Here is an 18,082-nt window from a genome sequence, read left to right on the forward strand (position 1 = left end):
CTAGAGCTGGTAAGCCAGTTCCAGCTTCTGTTGCAGGCGCTGGGCCTGGCGGAAAGATTCGCGGAGTATTCGGCGGTCCAGCGGGTTCAGGTCATCTGGATCAATGTAGTTGGTTAGCGGTTCTTTTTGTTCCAGCATTTCATGATGTGTCCGCATACGGATGGCCTGTATCAGGCTGTAGGCTTCTTTCCAGGCGTTGGCATCTTTTGCGTCGAACACGCCTTTGCGAGCCAGTTCATCCATCCGCTCCAGGGTATTCGCAGCCCCTACACCGTTAGCCAGGGCAAACACTCGCACGGCTTCAACGAAGGGTGCCAGGCCCTGACGCTTCAGATCCAGCGCGGGTTTTTTACCATCGCTGACATAGCGAAAGCTGCGGAACATGGTCAGTGGTGGCTTGCGGGTAAAAGCGTTGCCTGCCAGCATTTTCTGAAACAGCGCGTTGTTGCCGATGCGTTTCAGAACGGTCTGAAATAGCTCGTGCAACGGTTCGCTGGGACCAAACACTGCGCGCATGTCGAGGAATATAGACGAATACACCAGGTTCTGCGGTGTCGAAGCATCGATAAAACGCACGAACCAGTCGTCCCATTCGGCGCCGCTCAAACACAGTTTCGGGTTGCTGGCCATAATATTGCCCTTACACAGGGTGAACCCACATTCCGCTAACTCGTCGTTCACGATGCGCGCGAACGGCAGCAATTTCTCCCGCACTTGATCTTCCGTCATACCTTCCGGCGTGGTGAACAATATGCCGTTGTCCTGATCGGTCAACAGAGTCTGCTCCTGGCGACCCTCGCTGCCGAACGTCAGCCAGGTGAACGGTACGCCGGGATCGTTTTTGGCGATGTTCAATTCTAATACGCGGCGCACGGTGACATCGTTCAGGGTCGTAATGATTTTTACGATCTGGCCGGAATCGGCGCCGTGGGCCAACATGGAATCGACCAGGCGCGAAACATCCGCGCGCAGGCTGACCAGGGTGCGTAGGTGAGTTGCGGTGCCGATGGTGCGGGCTAGATTGACCAGGTCAACGCGCTGCAGCGCAAACAGATCCCGTTCTGACACAACGCCAATCAATCTGTTTTCTTCATCCACTACACAAATGTGGGCAAAGTGATGCTCCGCCATCAGCATGGCGGCTGCAAAGGCATCTTCTTTTGCCAACAATGAGCAGGGGTTCGGTGTCATTACCTGCCGAATCGGCGCACTCAGGGGGGCCTTTTCTTCGGCAATCAGTGTGCGCAAGTCGCGCAGTGTGAAAATGCCCACCGGATGTCGGTTGTCGTCCGTAATTACAATACTGCCCACGCTGTTTTCGTGCATGCGCGCCACAGCCTTGCGCACCGGCAAGTCGGGTGTGCACACAATGGGATTACGCAGGGCAAAGCGTTCCAGCGGCGAGTCTAACGTAAAATTCGAACCAATCGACGCCATGGCGCCGGACTGTATGCGTTGATTCACCTGATCGAGAAGGCTACTGACGCCGCGTAGGCAAAAGTCACGGAACGTATCGCTTTGGGTAAACAGGGTGACAAAAGCTTCATGTTTAATGCTTAGGCAGAATGTGTCGCCCACCGACCGATGCAGCGTGCGGGTAGGCCGTTCACCCACAAGTGCGGCCAGGGGAAAGCAGTCCCCCAGGCCAATCTCGAAAGTGGTTTCGGTGCGATCGTCTCTGCTATTGAGTCTCTCGCCACGAATCCGACCCTGCTTTACAACGTAAAATTGGGTAGCAACGCCGTCGTCCGCGGACAAAACCACCTCGTCATTAGCGTAAAAACGTAGCGTAGAATGCTCGGCAAAGTGCGCTAGGTGGTCTTCTTCCATATTGGAGAAAGGCGGATGATTTTGCAGAAAAGCCATAACAGCCCGGGTATTTTGTGGGCGACTCTGGTCTTGAGAGGCTGCTGCCATAGTCGGTTTCACTCTGTCGACAACGGGTGGATGTGCTTACAGTCTAGTGCAGGCGTCGCCGGATTGCTTTATGGCATCGCAGGGCAGTGGTAAAGTTCGCCGCATTAGGAACCATTGATAATACTGTCATGACTACCAAAGAAGATCGACTGCGTTTTCTCGCTGAAATGGGCGATGTAAAACGTATAAAACGGCCAAACAAAGCCAACGTTGTTGTGCCTCGCGAGCTGACCCCGGGCCACCTGGAGCGCCAGCGGGCGGCCATCGCGTTGCCACTGAAAGACACGAATCCGCTCACGGCGGACATGGTTGAGCCTTTGACCGCTCAGGACATTCTTAGCTGGAAACGCCCCGGTGTTCAGAACGGCGTGTTTCGCAAACTGCGACTCGGTTACTACCCCAGCGAAGCCAAGCTGGACTTGCACGGGATGACGGTAGACGAAGCCCGGCGCCAGGTGTTTGGCTTTGTTAATGACTGCATGCGCTATGACCTACGCACGGTAACGATTCTGCACGGTAAAGGTGAGCGCAACCTCGACGGTATCGCCTGGCTTAAAAGTTACCTTGCTAAGTGGTTACCGGAATTGGAGCCGGTGCTGGCGTTTCACACAACGCAAAAGCACCACGGCAGTACCGGAGCCATTTACGTTATGATCCGCAAGAGCGATCGTGAGAAACAGAATAATAGGGAAGTTCACGGCCGGCGCGATTAGGCGTCGCTAATGACAACATTAACTATAAATCGGAGAAGTTTATGACCTGTCTGCTGACAAAAAAGACCGCGTTGATCATTGTTGCGCTGACCGCCTTAGCAGGCTGCAAAGATCGTGTTATCTGGGAAGATAACGGTGCGTTGGAAAGAACCACCGAAAATCGGGAAATCTGGGACACCAACGGCAAAATGGGTAATGGCGATCGCCCTATTTGGGTTAATAAAGATGGCGAAAAAGTTATTAAGTAATGACAATGACCCAGACCTCTGAAGTATTTGATAAACGTTCTGTTAGCGTTTTTTCGGTGGTGTTTGCGGCAATCTTTCTAACTGCCTGCAACCCGTTTGGTGAAGCGCGACCCATGATGGACGAATACGTTGAGCGCCTGGGCCGTGTGTTGGAAACCGACCCGCAGTTCAGCGAACCGGCCCCAGCCCCTATTTTGCCGCGCCGCCGTGAACGGGTTCTGGACATGCCAGAGCTGGAACTCGGAATGTTGGACTTTCTGTCGCTCTACGGTTGTGACCTACAATTTGTTGTCGGTGAAAAAAATTCCATCATGGGCAAAGTTATGCAGCCCCTGAACCGTTTGAGGTACGAACTGCGTTTTATTGCCAGCGCTGAAAGATGCCTGCAGAGCAGCATCGATGATGGGGATGAAGAGCTGCAGGACACGTTGCGACAAGCCATAAGTAGTAAGCGCGAGAACCTGCCCATTGCGCTTTGGAACGCAACTTGGGGTGTCGAGGAAGTCGAAAGCCTGTTTACCACCAGCAAGGGATTTTATCCGGTGATTGCCAAGAGTCCGCTGTCGGACCTTGCCCGTGAAGCCGTCCAGTTAGAGCGTGCGGCGCGGGGTCTTCTTAATGGCGAATTGGAGCAGAATCTGGACTTTGCCGGGGCCGTGCAACAGCGTTGGCAGGCCGAGTATCGCGCCGGCCAGTTAATCAACAGTGCCCTGTTGGTGGCGGCGCGACTGAATGACGGCACGGAGGTGATTGAACGCCGGTTGGCGCAGCGCCCCCTGTGCTTAAATGGTAAGCCCAACAATCAGTCCACCATCGTGCAGGGTATGTTTTTCAGTATTTATATTGGTAAGGTGCAACCGTATCTGGCGGATCTGCACCGTGCCCGCATCGAGCTGCTGGAGCCGTTGGCGCAACTGGCGCAGATTCAAACCGCCGTGATGCCACAGAGTTTTCAGCGCTGGCAGGCGCGCGCTTTGCCCGTCGAGCCCGGTGTTGGGAATGTTCATGTTGAGAGTGCTGATGCTGAACGTGCAAACGTGTGGGGTGATCTGGATCAGGCCGTGGCCGACCACACCCGCGGCTGGCAGCAGCTTTTGGAACAGTGCGGCCTGCGCCCGGGTGCGTAGCGCGTGTTGATTAACGAACAGTACTTAACAAACATCACTTCGTAGAACGCGCTTAAAAAAACATCTAACGCTGGCTTTCAGGCGTTACCCGCAGAATTTCTTCAACGCTGGTCAGCCCGGCGGCGACCTTTTGCGCGCCACTCAGGCGCAATGACTTCATTCCGCTTTTGTAAGCGTCGGCGCGCAGCTGCTCCAGTTCACAGCCCTCAGTGATTTGTCGCACCATGGCGCTGGACAACTCCAGTATCTCATAAACGCCCGAACGGCCAATGTAGCCGGTCTGGCGGCATTCCAGGCATCCTGCCGGCTGATAGAATTCTTTTGGCAGAGGTGCGCGCCAAGGCTCGGTCAGGGTTTTCCAGGCATGTTCATCGGGCTCGCAGGCCACTTTGCAGTGCGGGCAGAGGTTCCGGGTCAGGCGTTGAGCCATAATACCAAGCACGGTCGCCCGAATCAGGTATGGGGGAATGCCCAGTTCCATCAGTCGGGTGATGGCGCTGGGAGCATCGTTGGTGTGTAAGGTACTTAGGACCAGATGGCCCGTCAGCGCGGCCTGTACCGCCATTTCTGCGGTTTCCAGATCGCGAATTTCGCCAATCATAATGATGTCAGGGTCTTGCCGCAGCAGTGCCCGAACGCCTGCGGCGAAGGTCAGGTCGATATTGGTCTGCACTTGCATTTGGTTAAACGCCGGCTCCACCATTTCAATGGGGTCTTCAATGGTGCATACGTTCAGCTCTGGTGTGGCAAGCTGTTTGAGCGTGGAATACAGGGTGGTGGTTTTACCCGAGCCAGTAGGGCCGGTGACTAACACAATACCGTGGGGTCGGCCGGTGATGCCGTTCCAGTGTTCGCGGTCTTCACGGCTGAAACCCAGCTGTTCGTAGGACTTTAGCAGTACGTCCGGGTCAAAAATCCGTAGCACCATTTTTTCGCCAAAGGCGGTGGGCAGCGTGGCCAGGCGCAGTTCTACTTCTTGATTGTCCGGCTTGCGGGTTTTTATGCGCCCGTCCTGAGGTCGGCGTTTTTCGGCTACGTTCAGCCTGCCCAGTATCTTCAGGCGACTGGTAACGGCTGTGCCTACGTGGCCAGGAAATTCGTATACCGAATGCAACACGCCATCAATGCGAAAGCGCACCCGGGTAATGCCGCGGCGCGGTTCAATGTGAATATCAGACGCGCGCTGGTCAAAGGCGTATTGCAACAGCCAGTCGACAATTTTCACCACGTGTTGATCATTGGCTTCGGGCTTGTCGCTGGTTCCCAGGTCCAGCAGCTGCTCGAAGTTCTGGTGGCCCGCCAGTGGCCCCTTAGTCTGGCCGCCGCTGGCTTTGTCTACTGAAGTGGCAAGCTGATAGAACTCCTGGGTATAACGGCGTAAGTCCTCGGGGTTGACGACCACCCGTTTTAGCTCTTTGTGCACGGCCTGACGCAGGTTCTGTTCCCACTCCGAACGAAAGGGTTCGGCGCTGGCGATCAACACCTCGTCATTATGAATTTCTACTGCCAAAATACTGTGGCGCTGGGCGAAGGCGAAGGACATCACCCGCGCTATGGCTACGGTGTCAATTTTCAACGGGTCAATATGGTAGTAATCCTGCCCGGCCCAATCCGCCAGCCATTGAGTCAACCGCTCCAAATTCAGAGTTTGTCCGGAACGCTGGCTGACCAGAGCGGCAATGGCGACCACTTCCAGTGGATGGCGCGGTGCTGTTTCGCCCCCGGCCCTGCCAAGGTTAGCCGACAACACACGTTCGGCGTCGGTTTGCAGAATGTCACCGCTGCTGACCAAAGCCGTGCAAATATCCCGCAGGGTCAGCGTCGCTCTCGCCGGCGCCTGCTGCACTCTAGCCTGATGTACTTGGGCCGGCGGGCGTTTGTCGCGGGGAGGCACTGAAGCCATAAGCTGGGCGTCCGTTGCAGTCATCGGAAGGGAAAAACGTGTTGTGTCAGTAACACTCAGGCCGTTTCGGGCCGATTTACCTTAAGATGAATCATCGCCACAGTAAACAGAAAGAAGGTTAGCACCGTTGTAATAACCGGCCCGATGGCGCCCTCACTGAGCCAGGCTGACACCACGCCTTGAGTGAAATAGAAAATGATAACGAAGGACAGCCAGATATAAGCGCGACTGTTTCCGCGATACACCGGCACAATAAAACCCACTAAAGGCAACAGTTTCACCGCCAGTATCATGGTGATGGAGACGCCTTCGTCTGGCCCCGGGAAAAAAGTAGTCACCACCAGGGTAATCATCGTGGCCAAGTAGAGCGCCAGAGTAATACGTGCCGTTATGAGTGCTTTCGGGTTACGCAACATGTTAGAAATCCGCAATTGTTTAAGATGATTCCGCGATAGCGGATTAGTCGGCCAGCTTCAGTGCCAGACGAGCCAGGCGCTCGCCAAACGCTTGACAAAGAATCTGTTCGTGTTCGCTCAGTGGCAGTTGTTCGCCGGTGCCGGCGAAATGACTAGGGCCATAAGGTGTGCCGCCGGTCGTGGTGGCACCCAAAGCCGGCTCGCTGTAGGGCAAACCGCACAGCACCATGCCATGGTGGAGCAGTGGCAGCATCATCGACAGTAATGTAGTTTCTTGCCCGCCATGAAGGCTGCCAGTTGACGTAAATGCTCCGGCGGGTTTGCCAGCCAAGGCGCCGGCAAGCCACAAATCACCGGTAGTATCCAAAAAATACTTTAATGGTGCGGCCATATTGCCGAAGCGGGTAGGGCTGCCAATGGCCAAGCCAGAGCAGTCAGCCAAATCGTCTTTGCTAACATAGGGTGCGCCTTCATCGGGCACCGGCGGCACTGCGCTGGTGGTTTCTGGTGCCACCGGCGGCACGCTGCGAATTCGCGCCTGCATACCGGTCACCCGGGCAACGCCGCGGGCAATGCGATTGGCCATGTCGGCGGTTTGGCCGGTGCGGCTGTAATACAAAATCAGTACGTAGGGAGCCGGTGCGGTCATGGCACAATCCTCAAAATGTCAGCTTGGTAAAATTCATTTACAAAACAGTCAGTACGTTTTCCGGAGGTCGGCCGATGACCGCTTTGCCATTTGCCTGCACAATAGGGCGTTCAATCAGGCGCGGGTTCGCCACCATTGCCGCAACCAACTGCTGCCGGCTGAGGTCGGCGTTGTCCAGGTCCAGTTTTTTGTATTCTGGCTCTTTACGCCGCATCAATTGCCGTGGCTCCAGCGCAAGCTGTTGCAAAATGATGTCCAACTCTGGCGCTGTCGGCGGCGTATCCAGATAACGTATAATGTGAGGGTGAATGCCGTGGCCCGTTAATAGATCCAAAGCCTGGCGGGATTTTGAACAGCGGGGATTGTGGAAAATTCGGGTGGGTTCTGTCATCTTCTTGCCTGATTGTAGGTGCATAATAGTAGATGCGTGGCGTGCGAATATGAATTCGCAGGCGTGGAGCTTAACAGGAGGACTTTGCTTGCAATACCCTGTGACCGGTTTTGCCCTTAATACCCGCCGCCTGGCGACTATTGGATGTTTGTTTGCCGCGATGGTTGCGCTGGCGGGTTGTAGCAAGATTGAGCTGGAGCGCAATGAAGGCGCGCCACTGGTTTGGAGCGATCTGCGCGGGCAATGGGTACTGGTGAATTACTGGGCCGAGTGGTGTAAGCCCTGCCTGAAGGAAATTCCCGAACTGAATGCCTTGAATCAGAACCCGGCGATCACCGTGCTAGGCGTTAACTTTGATGGCATCAGCGATGCCGAACTGAGCCAGTTGGGTGAGCGCATGGGCATCGGCTTTGATCTGCTGAACCAAGACCCAGGCCCGCAGTTTGACTGGCAAACGCCTATTGCGTTGCCGGCTACGCTGGTTATAAATCCAAAGGGCGAGTTACAGCAGGTGCTGTTTGGCGAACAGACCCAGGCCAGTATTCGCGCCGCCATCGGTCTGTGAATGGCCGCTGATGGCGGTCAACTGTATTTGTGCTATCCGTATTCTCGTTTTAATCAGGATTATCTGCAATGACTGCCCAGACCTTTGTACATCTTCGCGTTCACTCTGAACACTCCTTGGTGGATGGTCTGGTACGGGTAAAGCCGTTGATCAAGCGGGTAGTGGAGCTGGGTATGCCTGCTGTCGGGCTCACCGAACAGTCCAACATGTTTTCACTGGTGCGATTTTACAAAGCCGCGCTTGGCGCCGGGGTCAAGCCCATTATTGGTGCCGATTTGTGGCTTGAAAACCCGGACGAGCCAGAGAGCCCATTTCGCACAACCCTGCTGGCCAGTAATAACGACGGTTACTTGAATCTGACCGAGATTGTTTCACTGGGTTATACCGAAGGTCAGCGTTTTGGCAAGCCCATCATTAAGCGCGAATGGCTGAAAGCCCGCAGCCAGGGCCTGATTATGCTTTCGGGTGGCAAAATGGGTGATGTCGCCAAGGCCATGTTGTCAGATAAGCCCAAGCTGGCCCGTGAACGGGCCTGCTATTGGCGCGAACTGTACCCCGACAGTTTTTATTTGGAGCTTCAGCGTACTGGCCGTGCAGGTGATGAAGATTGCTTGCACCTGAATGTGGCGCTGGCGGCTGAATTGGGCTTGCCGGTGGTGGCCACCAACGATGTCCACTTTATTTATGCGGAAGACTTTGAGGCCCACGAAGCGCGGGTATGCATTGGCGAAAGCCGCACTCTGGACGATCCGCGCCGCGACCGCCGCTTTAGTGACCAACAGCACCTGCGCAGCGCTGAAGAAATGATCGAGCTTTTTGCCGACATTCCCGAAGCCGTGGAAAACACCCTGGCCATCGCCCGCCGCTGCTCGGTCACTGTGCGCATGGGCGAATACTTTCTGCCCAACTATCCGGTGCCTGAAGGCATGACCATGGACGACTACTTTCGCCAGGTGTCGGAAGAAGGGTTGGAAGATCGTCTGGCCAAAACTCTGCCCAAAGACGATCCGGATTACGACAGCAAGCGCCAGGCTTATTACGACCGGCTGAAATTTGAACTGGATATCATCATCCAGATGGGTTTCCCCGGCTACTTTCTGATCGTGATGGACTTTATCAAGTGGGCAAAGAACAACGGCGTGCCGGTAGGGCCTGGCCGTGGTTCCGGTGCCGGTTCCCTGGTGGCCTACGCTCAGTTGATTACGGACCTGGACCCGCTGCAATACGATCTGCTGTTCGAGCGCTTTTTGAACCCCGAGCGGGTCTCCATGCCCGACTTCGACGTCGACTTCTGTATGGAAGGCCGCGATCGAGTCATCGCCTATGTGGCCGAAAAATACGGTCGTGAAGCGGTATCGCAGATCATTACGTTTGGCACCATGGCCGCCAAAGCCGTGGTGCGTGATGTAGCGAGGGTGCAGGGCAAGTCTTACGGGCTGGCGGACAAACTGTCCAAAATGATCCCGTTTGAAGTGGGTATGACCCTGGCCAAGGCCGTAGAGCAGGAACCGTCACTTAAGGAATTTCTGGCGCAAGACGAAGAAGCCCAGGAAATCTGGGAAATGGCGGTCAAGCTTGAAGGCGTGTGCCGTAACGCTGGCAAACACGCTGGCGGGGTGGTGATTGCGCCCACCAAGATCACTGACTTTTCGCCGCTGTATTGCGATGACGACGGCGGCAGCTTGGTAACCCAGTTCGACAAAAACGATGTGGAAGACGCCGGTCTGGTGAAGTTCGACTTTCTCGGCCTGCGAACGCTGACCATCATCGATTGGGCGCTGAAAATGATCAATCCGCGGCGGGAAAAGCGCGGGTTGAAGCCGGTGGACATCAGCGAGATTCCGCTGGACGACCCAGCCTCGTTCGTGATGCTGAAAAAGGCCGAAACCACCGCCGTGTTCCAGCTGGAATCCCGAGGCATGAAGGACCTGATCCGGCGCCTGCAGCCGGATTCCCTGGAAGACATGATCGCCCTGGTGGCGCTGTTCCGCCCAGGCCCGTTGCAGTCGGGCATGGTAGACGACTTTATTGACCGAAAGCACGGCAAGCAGCCAATGTCTTTCCCGCACCCGGATTATCAGTATGAAGGTCTGAAGCCGGTATTGGAGCCCACCTACGGCGTTATCCTGTACCAGGAACAGGTGATGCAGATCGCCCAGGTGATGGGGGGTTACAGTCTGGGTAACGCGGACATGCTGCGCCGCGCCATGGGTAAGAAAAAACCCGAAGAAATGGCGAAGCAGAAGCAGTTTTTTCTGGATGGTTGTGCAGGCAATAATATTGATAAAACCTTGGCAGAAAATATCTTCGACCTAGTGGAAAAATTTGCCGGTTACGGTTTTAACAAATCCCACTCCGCCGCTTATGCTTTGGTGTCCTACCAGACCCTCTGGCTAAAGACTCACTACACCGCCGAATTTATGGCCGCCGTGCTCACCGCCGATATGCAGAACACCGACAAGGTGGTTACGCTGGTGGAAGAATGCCGTAGCCTGAAACTGGAGTTGGTGCTGCCGGATGTAAGTACCTCGGAATACGCCTTCACCGCTAACGACGATGGACAGGTGGTGTATGGCTTGGGTGCTATCAAAGGCTTGGGTGAGGGGCCCATTGATAGCATTGTTACGGCGCGAAAAAAAGACGGGCCGTTCATTGACCTGTTCGACTTTTGTCGCCGGGTCGACCTGAAGAAAGTGAACAAACGCGCGCTAGAAGCGATGATTCGCGCTGGCGCTATGGACACATTAGGCGCCGGCCGAGCCCAGCTGATGGCCAGCATCGGAAAAGCCGTATTACAAGCGGGTCAGCAGTCGCGTAACGAAGCAGCCGGCATGGTGGACATGTTTGGCGATGCCTTGGAAGCTGCCGCTGACATAGACGCCTATATCGATGTTGCGGACATTCGTGAGTGGTCTGAAAAACAACGACTTAAAGGTGAAAAAAACACGCTTGGGCTCTATCTGACCGGGCATCCGTTTGATGAATACGAGCGCGAAGTTCGGCGCTTCGTGCGCTCTTCTATCGCTGATCTAAAGCCGAACAAATCGCCGCAGCGGGTAGCTGGACTGGTGGTTGCACAGCGCACCATGAAAACGCGCACCGGTTCCACCATGTGCTTTATTACCCTGGATGATCGCAGTGGGCGCATCGAAGCGACGCTTTTTTCCGAAGCGTTTTTTGAAAACCGCGAGCTGTTGCAGTCAGATCAAGTCATTGTAGTGGATGGCCAGGTCAGCCACGATGACTATTCTGGGCAGATGAAGATGCGGGTCAACTCGGTGATGGACGTCGCCAGCGCCCGCCAGCAATTTAGTCGCGGTTTGCAGCTGAAGCTGAATGAAAATCAGCTTGGCAACGGCCTGCTGGACTCACTGGAAAAATTGCTGGCACCGCATCGCTGCGAAGGCAGCCCGGTGTGGATTGAGTACACCAGTCCGGCCGCCAGTACTCGTATTGAGCTGGGTCCATCCTGGCGGGTGGAGCCCAATGATAGCCTGCTGCTTGAGCTGAAATACCTGGTGGGCGACCGCAGCGTGGAACTGGTCTATGATTAAAGGCAATACTTATTTTTTAGCTACGTTGGCCGAGGCGGGCGTAGCATCGTAAAGATTACCATTTTGTCAGGTAGGTGCAGTCCAGCCAATGTCCGCTTTAGGCTCGGCGACTGCGCTGTTATCTTGGGCACAAATTCTGGTCTGGTAGCTTTGGCTGCCGCGAATTCAAATGATGGAACATCATGAACCCTAATTATCTCGATTTCGAACAGCCCATTGCCGATCTGGAAGCCAAAATCGAAGAGCTGCGGATGGTGGGCAACAACACCGACATCAACATTACTGATGAGATCGCCCGGCTCAAGAAAAAGAGCGTTAGCCTGACGGAGAGTATTTTCTCTGACCTTAAACCGTGGGACGTTACGCGCTTGGCTCGGCACCCGCGCAGACCTTATACGCTCGATTACATCGAAATGTTGTTTGACGATTTCGATCAGCTGCACGGTGACCGGCGTTATGCCGACGACTATTCTATGGTGGGTGGCACGGCCCGCATTAATGACAGGCCGGTTATGGTGCTTGGCCATCAGAAAGGCCGTGAAGTACGCGAGAAAGTGAAGCGTAACTTTGGTATGCCAAGACCTGAAGGCTATCGTAAAGCCTTACGGCTAATGGAAATGGCCGAGCGTTTCAAAATGCCTATTCTGACCTTTATCGACACGCCGGGCGCTTATCCCGGTATTGGTGCGGAAGAACGCGGACAGAGTGAAGCCATTGCGTTCAACCTGGCGGTTATGTCGCGTTTGAAAACGCCCATAATCTCCACCGTTATCGGCGAGGGCGGTTCAGGTGGTGCACTGGCTATTGGCGTGTGCGATAAGCTGAACATGCTGCAGTACTCCACCTACGCGGTTATTTCTCCGGAAGGGTGTGCCTCCATTTTGTGGAAAAGCGCAGACTACGCATCGGAAGCCGCCGCAGCCATGGGCGTGACGGCAGATCGTCTGAAAGACCTGGGCCTGGCCGATAACGTGATCAAAGAACCCCTGGGTGGCGCTCACCGCAAACCCCAGGATATGGCCAACTCGCTTAAGGCGACGTTAACAGAAGGCTTGGCCGAGTTGACCCGCTTGCCTCTGGACGAACTGGTTGCAAGGCGCTACGAGCGCTTGACCCGCTATGACAGCGGGCGCTAGCGGTAATGCTCCGGCTTGGCCATCGCCGTTGCGCGATCTGGCCAGGCAGCTTCCCCACCATGACCGCCTGTGCATTGCCTTTAGTGGCGGTCTCGATTCTTCTTTATTGTTGCATCTGTTCGCGGCGATTACGCCGGCCTCTATTGCCTTATCTGCGCTTCACATCAACCACCAGTTACAGCCTAACGCTGCAGACGTGGAAACCTTTTGTCGCGATACCTGCGCGCGCCTGAGCGTGCCTCTGCGGGTTGTTGCGGTAACGGTGCCCGTCAAAAAAAAGGGCGCCGGGGGCCTGGAGCAGGCTGCGCGCGCAGCCCGCTACGACGTGTTTGAACAACAACTGCGTGTCGGTGAGCTGTTATTATTGGCCCATCACGGCGACGATCAACTGGAAACCGTGTTGTTCCGTCTTTTTCGCGGCAGTGGTGTGGCGGGTCTGGCAGGGATGCCCTTCACCCGTGCCCTGGGTGCTGGTGCTCTGGCGCGACCGCTGCTTGAGTTTTCCCGTGGGCAGCTGGAAGCTTGGGCCAATAGCGCCGGCCTGCCGTGGATAGAAGACCCCAGCAACAGCGACCAACGTTTTGATCGCAATTACCTGCGCAATAGCGTGATTCCACTGCTAAAAACCCGCTGGCCATCCTTCATACGGCGTGTAGAGGCATCAGCCCGCGGCTGTGCCGACAGTCATGCGCTAAACCAAAAGCTGGCGCAGCTTCAGTGGCATGCCTGCGATGGGGTCTACCAGCACAGCCAGCCTTATTCGCTGGATCTGCGTGCGTTTGCTGAACTGTCGCCCCTCGAGCAGGGCAACCTGCTGCGCTGGTGGTGCCAGTCTTGCGGCTTACCTGCGCCTGTGTCCGCAGACTGGCAGCGGACTCTGGCAGGGTTAATAGATGCTGCTGCGGATCGTGAGCCGGAACTGTTGGGGCAGGGCTACAGCGTTCGACGCTTTCAGCACAAACTGTATCTTGTGGCTTCGCAAAACCCCTTGCCGGCAGGCTCGCAGTCGGTGTTACCGCAGCAGACGCTGCGCTGGGGCGAGTGGACATTGGCGCTGGCCTGGCAAAGTAACGACCCCAATCAAGGCAACGGACAGAAAATCGGGCCGCCGCCAATACGGGTATCTACGAGGCAGGGCGGCGAACGCATCCGCCTTTACCCTGAAGGACCGGCAAAAGTCGTGAAAAAATGGCTGCAGGAGCAGGCCGTGCCACCTTGGGAAAGAGCCCGTTTGCCCTTGGTTTTTGCGGGCTGCGGCGCTGCCGAGGAGTTAATTGCGGTGGGCTCGTTATGGTGTTCGGAAAAATACAGTGGAAGCGCTCCTTCAAGTGGCTGGCGGCTGATTGTGGGGCGGGATTGTGATTGAGCAGGTTGGGGCTTTCTGGTAGTCTGATCTCCCATCTTGAGATGACAATCTCCCCTCTCCACAGAACCTGATAATCATGGAATCTGCATGACGCGTTATATTTTCGTCACCGGCGGTGTTGTGTCCTCACTTGGGAAAGGAATCGCATCGGCCTCACTGGCCGCGATCCTCGAGGCACGCGGCCTGAAGGTAACCATCCTCAAGCTGGACCCGTACATTAACGTAGACCCGGGAACAATGAGCCCGTTCCAGCACGGTGAAGTGTTTGTCACCGACGACGGCGCCGAAACTGACTTGGATCTTGGCCACTACGAGCGCTTTATTCGCACCCCGATGACCCGCCGGAACAACTTCACTGCCGGCCGCGTCTACGAAGAAGTGATTCGTAAAGAACGCCGGGGCGATTATCTTGGTGGCACCGTGCAGGTTATTCCCCACATCACCGATGAAATTAAACGCCGTGTCATTGAAGGCGCCGCAGGCGTCGACGTTGCGCTGGTGGAAGTGGGCGGCACCGTAGGCGACATCGAATCTTTGCCGTTTTTGGAAGCCTGTCGGCAACTGAAAGTGGAAGTAGGTTCCAGCCGCGCTTTGTTTATGCACCTTACCCTGGTGCCCTACATTGCTACGGCCGGCGAAATCAAAACCAAACCGACCCAACACTCGGTGAAGGAAATGCGCTCCATCGGCCTGCAGCCAGATATTCTGCTGTGCCGCTCCGATCACGAAGTGGATGCCAGTTCGCGACGCAAAATCGCTCTGTTCACCAACGTTGAAGAGCGTGCGGTTATTCCTCTGCGCGATGCCAAGTCGATTTATGTCATCCCGCGTATGTTGCACGACCATGGCCTGGACCAGCTGGTGATCGAGCGTTTCAACCTGAAGGCCCGTGAAGCCGACCTGAGCGAATGGGATAACGTGGTTGAATCCCTGATGAATCCGCAGCACGAAGTGACCATTGCCATGGTTGGCAAATACATGGAACTGTTGGAAGCCTACAAATCGCTGATTGAATCCCTGCTCCACGCCGGAATCAAAACCCGCACCAAGGTTAATATTAACTACATCGACTCGGAAGACATCGAGCGTGACGGCACCGGCGTGTTGGAAAATGTTGATGCTATTTTAGTGCCTGGCGGTTTTGGCGAGCGCGGCGTGGAAGGCAAAATTCGCACCGTACAGTACGCCCGCGAGAACAAGGTACCTTACCTGGGTATCTGTCTGGGTATGCAAGTAGCGGTGATTGAATACGCCCGCAACATGGCCGGTCTGACAGACGCTCACAGCACCGAGTTCCGTCCCCACAGTCCCGAACCGGTCGTTGGTCTGATCACTGAATGGCTGGATGCCAGCGGTGAGCGCGAAGAACGTACCGATAACTCCGACCTTGGCGGCACCATGCGCCTTGGGGGCCAGGATTGCGTTCTGGTCGAGGGTTCCAATATTGCCAACTGTTACGGCCGCAAAACCATTCGCGAACGTCACCGTCACCGCTATGAAGTGAACAACCACTTTTTGCCGCGCCTTGAAGAAGCCGGCTTAAAAGTGTCTGGCCGTTCTACCGATGGCAAGCTGGTGGAAGTGGTAGAAGTGGAAGACCATCCCTGGTTTGTGGCGTGTCAGTTCCACCCGGAATTCACTTCTACACCTCGCGATGGCCATCCGTTGTTCAAGGGTTTTGTGGAAGCCGCCCTGGCACATCGAAAGGAGCACTGATTCATGGCACAAAGCACCGTTACCGTTGCTGATATCGACATTGCCAATCACAGGCCGTTCGTGCTGTTTGCGGGCATGAACGTGCTGGAGTCCCGTGAGTTGGCGTTCGAGGTTGCTGAAACCTACGTAGAGGTGTGCCGTAAACTGGGTATACCCTACGTGTTCAAGGCCTCTTTCGATAAGGCCAACCGCTCTTCGGTAAACTCGTTCCGCGGGCCGGGACTAGACAAAGGCCTGCAGATACTGGCGGATATTAAAGCCAGATTCGGTGTGCCGATTATTTCCGATGTGCACGAAGCCGCCCAGGCCGCGCCCGCAGCGGAGGTGTGCGACATTATTCAGCTGCCCGCGTTCTTGAGCCGCCAGACCGATTTGGTGGTGGCCATGGCAAAAACCGGCGCGGTCATCAATATCAAGAAAGCCCAGTTTCTGGCACCGCAAGAGATGAAGCACATCATCGCCAAGTTCGAGGAAGCCGGCAACGACCGGATAATCCTGTGCGAGCGCGGTAGCAGCTTTGGTTACAACAACCTGGTGGTGGACATGCTTGGCTTCGGCATTATGAAAGCCATGAACGTGCCGGTAATGTTCGACGTAACCCATTCGCTGCAAATGCCAGGCGGTCGCGCTGATTCTGCCGGTGGACGCCGGGCCCAAGTGACCGAATTGGCGCTGGCGGGTGTATCCCAGGGCCTGGCCGGTCTTTTCCTGGAAGCCCACCCAAATCCGGACGAAGCGATGTGCGACGGCCCCTGTGCACTTCGACTGAGTCAGCTGGAGCCGTTTCTGGAAAGGGTGAAAGCCGTCGACGATCTGGTAAAGAGCTTCAAACCTATCGACACCGCTTGATTGGCGGTGTTTCAGTATGACTACGAACAACGGGAGAGAGCGGAAAGCGTTTTTCGCAAATCCGTTCCCCGCTCTCTCTTGCACCTGATTCTATTTAAAAACTCGGAGATTTTTTAGAATGACCACAATTGCCAACATCAAAGCCCGCGAAGTTCTGGATTCCCGCGGTAACCCCACCGTTGAAGCAGACGTTATTCTTAAAGATGGCACTCTTGGCCGTGCTTGCGCACCGTCTGGCGCGTCCACAGGCTCCCGCGAAGCGTTGGAACTGCGTGACGGCGATGCCTCCCGTTACCTGGGTAAAGGCGTGCTCAAGGCCGTTTCAGCCATTAACGGCAAAATCCGCGATGCTCTGATGGGCAAAGACGCCGCCGACCAGCGTGGTCTGGACAACACCATGCTGGAGTTGGACGGCACCGAGAACAAAGCCAATCTGGGCGCCAATGCCATTCTTGCGGTGTCACTGGCCGCCGCAAAAGCGGCCGCGGCGTCATTGGGCAAGCCTTTGTACGAGCATATTGCGGATATCAACGGCACCTCTGGCAAGTACAGCATGCCGGTGCCAATGATGAACATTCTTAATGGCGGCGAGCACGCTGACAATAACGTCGACATACAGGAATTCATGGTGCAGCCTGTGGCCGCCAAGAGTTTCGCCGACGCTCTGCGCATTGGCGCCGAGATTTTCCACAGCCTGAAAAAAGTGCTGCAGGCCCAGGGCTTGAGCACCGCAGTGGGTGACGAGGGTGGGTTTGCCCCCAACCTGCCGTCTAACGAAGCTGCATTGGCAATGATTCAGGAAGCGGTAGAAAAAGCCGGTTACAAGTTGGGCACCGACATTACCTTGGCTCTGGATTGCGCTGCCTCTGAATTTTACAAAAACGGCCAGTATGTGCTGGCTGGCGAAGGCAAGAGCTTTGACTCTGCCGGCTTTGCCGATTACCTGGCGGGCTTGGCTGAGCGCTACCCGATAGTGTCGATTGAAGACGGCATGGACGAAAGCGACTGGGACGGCTGGAAAATACTGACCGACAAAATTGGCGACAAGGTACAGCTGGTGGGCGATGACTTGTTCGTCACCAACACTAAAATCCTTAAGCGCGGTATCGACACTGGCGTGGCCAACTCCATTCTGATCAAGTTCAATCAGATTGGCAGTCTGAGCGAAACCCTGGACGCCATCAAGATGGCCCAGGACGCAGGATTTACCGCGGTGATCTCGCACCGTTCGGGTGAAACCGAAGACACCACCATCGCGGATCTGGCAGTTGCCACCTGCGCCGGCCAAATCAAGACTGGCTCTTTATGCCGTTCTGACCGTGTAGCCAAGTACAATCAGCTACTGCGCATTGAAGAAACGCTGGGCGAAAAGGCGGCCTACAACGGTTTGCGTGAGATCAAAGGCCAGCGCTAACTCGTTCAGGTCGGCCCTTTTACTGGTCGTGGAAATGCAAAGGTCATGGTGCCAAGCTGAAAATCCAGGCGCTATGGCCTTTTTTAACAGTTAGTTAGCGGCATTTGTTATTCCGCTT

At 55.5% G+C, this 18,082-nt stretch carries 15 protein-coding genes; 10 read left to right on the forward strand and 5 right to left on the reverse strand.

Annotation, left to right across the window (positions count from 1 at the left end; genetic code table 11):
• Window positions 1–1,917, reverse strand: coding sequence for a putative nucleotidyltransferase substrate binding domain-containing protein (locus MIH19_RS07955; RefSeq protein WP_249008349.1), 1,917 nt, complete (start codon window positions 1,915–1,917; stop codon window positions 1–3).
• A 128-nt stretch (window positions 1,918–2,045) separates the two neighbouring features.
• Between MIH19_RS07955 and smrA the strand changes: the two genes are divergently transcribed.
• From smrA to MIH19_RS07970, 3 genes are read left to right on the forward strand one after another with little or no spacing between them, the layout of a single operon-like run.
• On the forward strand, window positions 2,046–2,630 hold the full coding sequence (gene smrA, locus MIH19_RS07960) for a DNA endonuclease SmrA (RefSeq protein ID WP_249008350.1): 585 nt from the start codon (window positions 2,046–2,048) through the stop codon (window positions 2,628–2,630).
• 41 nt (window positions 2,631–2,671) lie between these two features.
• Window positions 2,672–2,878 carry a hypothetical protein gene (locus tag MIH19_RS07965; protein ID WP_249008351.1) on the forward strand — a complete coding sequence of 69 codons (207 nt, stop codon included), beginning with the start codon at window positions 2,672–2,674 and terminating at the stop codon, window positions 2,876–2,878.
• A gap of 5 nt (window positions 2,879–2,883) precedes the next feature.
• On the forward strand, window positions 2,884–4,005 hold the full coding sequence (locus MIH19_RS07970) for a DUF3080 domain-containing protein (RefSeq protein WP_249008352.1): 1,122 nt from the start codon (window positions 2,884–2,886) through the stop codon (window positions 4,003–4,005).
• 64 nt (window positions 4,006–4,069) lie between these two features.
• Here the strand turns inward: MIH19_RS07970 and MIH19_RS07975 are convergent, their stop codons facing one another.
• Genes MIH19_RS07975 through arsC form a run of 4 tightly spaced genes read right to left on the reverse strand, consistent with a single transcriptional unit; the run spans window position 4,070 to window position 7,364 of the window.
• Complete coding sequence (locus MIH19_RS07975; RefSeq protein ID WP_249008353.1) at window positions 4,070–5,908, reverse strand: GspE/PulE family protein; 1,839 nt, start codon at window positions 5,906–5,908, stop codon at window positions 4,070–4,072.
• 56 nt (window positions 5,909–5,964) lie between these two features.
• Window positions 5,965–6,324 carry a DUF2069 domain-containing protein gene (locus MIH19_RS07980; protein WP_249008354.1) on the reverse strand — a complete coding sequence of 120 codons (360 nt, stop codon included), beginning with the start codon at window positions 6,322–6,324 and terminating at the stop codon, window positions 5,965–5,967.
• Window positions 6,325–6,367: 43 nt separating this feature from the next.
• Entirely contained in the window at window positions 6,368–6,973 is a 606-nt protein-coding gene (gene wrbA / locus MIH19_RS07985; protein WP_249008355.1) for an NAD(P)H:quinone oxidoreductase, read from the reverse strand.
• Window positions 6,974–7,010: 37 nt separating this feature from the next.
• Window positions 7,011–7,364: an arsenate reductase (glutaredoxin) gene (arsC, locus tag MIH19_RS07990; RefSeq protein WP_249008356.1), complete on the reverse strand. Its 354-nt coding sequence runs from the start codon at window positions 7,362–7,364 to the stop codon at window positions 7,011–7,013.
• Between the two features lie 88 nt (window positions 7,365–7,452).
• Here arsC and MIH19_RS07995 point away from each other — a divergent pair, with 88 nt between their 5' ends.
• The 7 genes from MIH19_RS07995 to eno all read left to right on the forward strand — a co-directional run bounded on the left by MIH19_RS07995 (window position 7,453) and on the right by eno (window position 17,964).
• Window positions 7,453–7,929 (forward strand): TlpA disulfide reductase family protein, encoded by a 477-nt coding sequence (locus MIH19_RS07995; RefSeq protein WP_249008357.1) that lies wholly within the window; start codon window positions 7,453–7,455, stop codon window positions 7,927–7,929.
• A 68-nt stretch (window positions 7,930–7,997) separates the two neighbouring features.
• On the forward strand, window positions 7,998–11,483 hold the full coding sequence (dnaE, locus tag MIH19_RS08000) for a DNA polymerase III subunit alpha (protein ID WP_249008358.1): 3,486 nt from the start codon (window positions 7,998–8,000) through the stop codon (window positions 11,481–11,483).
• A 182-nt stretch (window positions 11,484–11,665) separates the two neighbouring features.
• Complete coding sequence (gene accA, locus MIH19_RS08005; RefSeq protein ID WP_249008359.1) at window positions 11,666–12,619, forward strand: acetyl-CoA carboxylase carboxyl transferase subunit alpha; 954 nt, start codon at window positions 11,666–11,668, stop codon at window positions 12,617–12,619.
• The gene (gene tilS, locus MIH19_RS08010; RefSeq protein WP_249008360.1) at window positions 12,603–13,985 is read left to right on the forward strand and encodes a tRNA lysidine(34) synthetase TilS; all 1,383 of its coding nucleotides are present in this window, start codon (window positions 12,603–12,605) and stop codon (window positions 13,983–13,985) included. The genes accA and tilS overlap by 17 nt, the downstream gene beginning before the upstream one ends.
• 87 nt (window positions 13,986–14,072) lie before the next feature.
• Window positions 14,073–15,701 (forward strand): CTP synthase, encoded by a 1,629-nt coding sequence (locus tag MIH19_RS08015; protein WP_249008361.1) that lies wholly within the window; start codon window positions 14,073–14,075, stop codon window positions 15,699–15,701.
• A gap of 3 nt (window positions 15,702–15,704) precedes the next feature.
• Window positions 15,705–16,550, forward strand: coding sequence for a 3-deoxy-8-phosphooctulonate synthase (gene kdsA, locus MIH19_RS08020; protein WP_249008362.1), 846 nt, complete (start codon window positions 15,705–15,707; stop codon window positions 16,548–16,550).
• Window positions 16,551–16,668: 118 nt separating this feature from the next.
• On the forward strand, window positions 16,669–17,964 hold the full coding sequence (gene eno / locus MIH19_RS08025) for a phosphopyruvate hydratase (RefSeq protein ID WP_249008363.1): 1,296 nt from the start codon (window positions 16,669–16,671) through the stop codon (window positions 17,962–17,964).
• Window positions 17,965–18,082 lie beyond the last annotated feature (118 nt).

This window comes from Marinobacter sp. M1C (assembly GCF_023314135.1).
In the GTDB taxonomy this organism is placed as follows: Bacteria; Pseudomonadota; Gammaproteobacteria; order Pseudomonadales; family Oleiphilaceae; genus Marinobacter.

Bases quoted from the DNA above. Each gene is read 5' to 3' on its own strand.
- MIH19_RS07980 (WP_249008354.1), bottom strand. From the start codon at position 6,324: ATGTTGCGTAACCCGAAAGCACTCATAACGGCACGTATTACTCTGGCG.
- MIH19_RS07975 (WP_249008353.1), bottom strand. From the start codon at position 5,908: ATGGCTTCAGTGCCTCCCCGCGACAAACGCCCGCCGGCCCAAGTACAT.
- MIH19_RS07965 (WP_249008351.1), top strand. From the start codon at position 2,672: ATGACCTGTCTGCTGACAAAAAAGACCGCGTTGATCATTGTTGCGCTG.
- dnaE (WP_249008358.1), top strand. From the start codon at position 7,998: ATGACTGCCCAGACCTTTGTACATCTTCGCGTTCACTCTGAACACTCC.
- MIH19_RS07955 (WP_249008349.1), bottom strand. From the start codon at position 1,917: ATGGCAGCAGCCTCTCAAGACCAGAGTCGCCCACAAAATACCCGGGCT.
- kdsA (WP_249008362.1), top strand. From the start codon at position 15,705: ATGGCACAAAGCACCGTTACCGTTGCTGATATCGACATTGCCAATCAC.
- MIH19_RS07970 (WP_249008352.1), top strand. From the start codon at position 2,884: ATGACCCAGACCTCTGAAGTATTTGATAAACGTTCTGTTAGCGTTTTT.
- MIH19_RS08015 (WP_249008361.1), top strand. From the start codon at position 14,073: ATGACGCGTTATATTTTCGTCACCGGCGGTGTTGTGTCCTCACTTGGG.
- arsC (WP_249008356.1), bottom strand. From the start codon at position 7,364: ATGACAGAACCCACCCGAATTTTCCACAATCCCCGCTGTTCAAAATCC.
- eno (WP_249008363.1), top strand. From the start codon at position 16,669: ATGACCACAATTGCCAACATCAAAGCCCGCGAAGTTCTGGATTCCCGC.
- accA (WP_249008359.1), top strand. From the start codon at position 11,666: ATGAACCCTAATTATCTCGATTTCGAACAGCCCATTGCCGATCTGGAA.
- smrA (WP_249008350.1), top strand. From the start codon at position 2,046: ATGACTACCAAAGAAGATCGACTGCGTTTTCTCGCTGAAATGGGCGAT.
- wrbA (WP_249008355.1), bottom strand. From the start codon at position 6,973: ATGACCGCACCGGCTCCCTACGTACTGATTTTGTATTACAGCCGCACC.
- tilS (WP_249008360.1), top strand. From the start codon at position 12,603: ATGACAGCGGGCGCTAGCGGTAATGCTCCGGCTTGGCCATCGCCGTTG.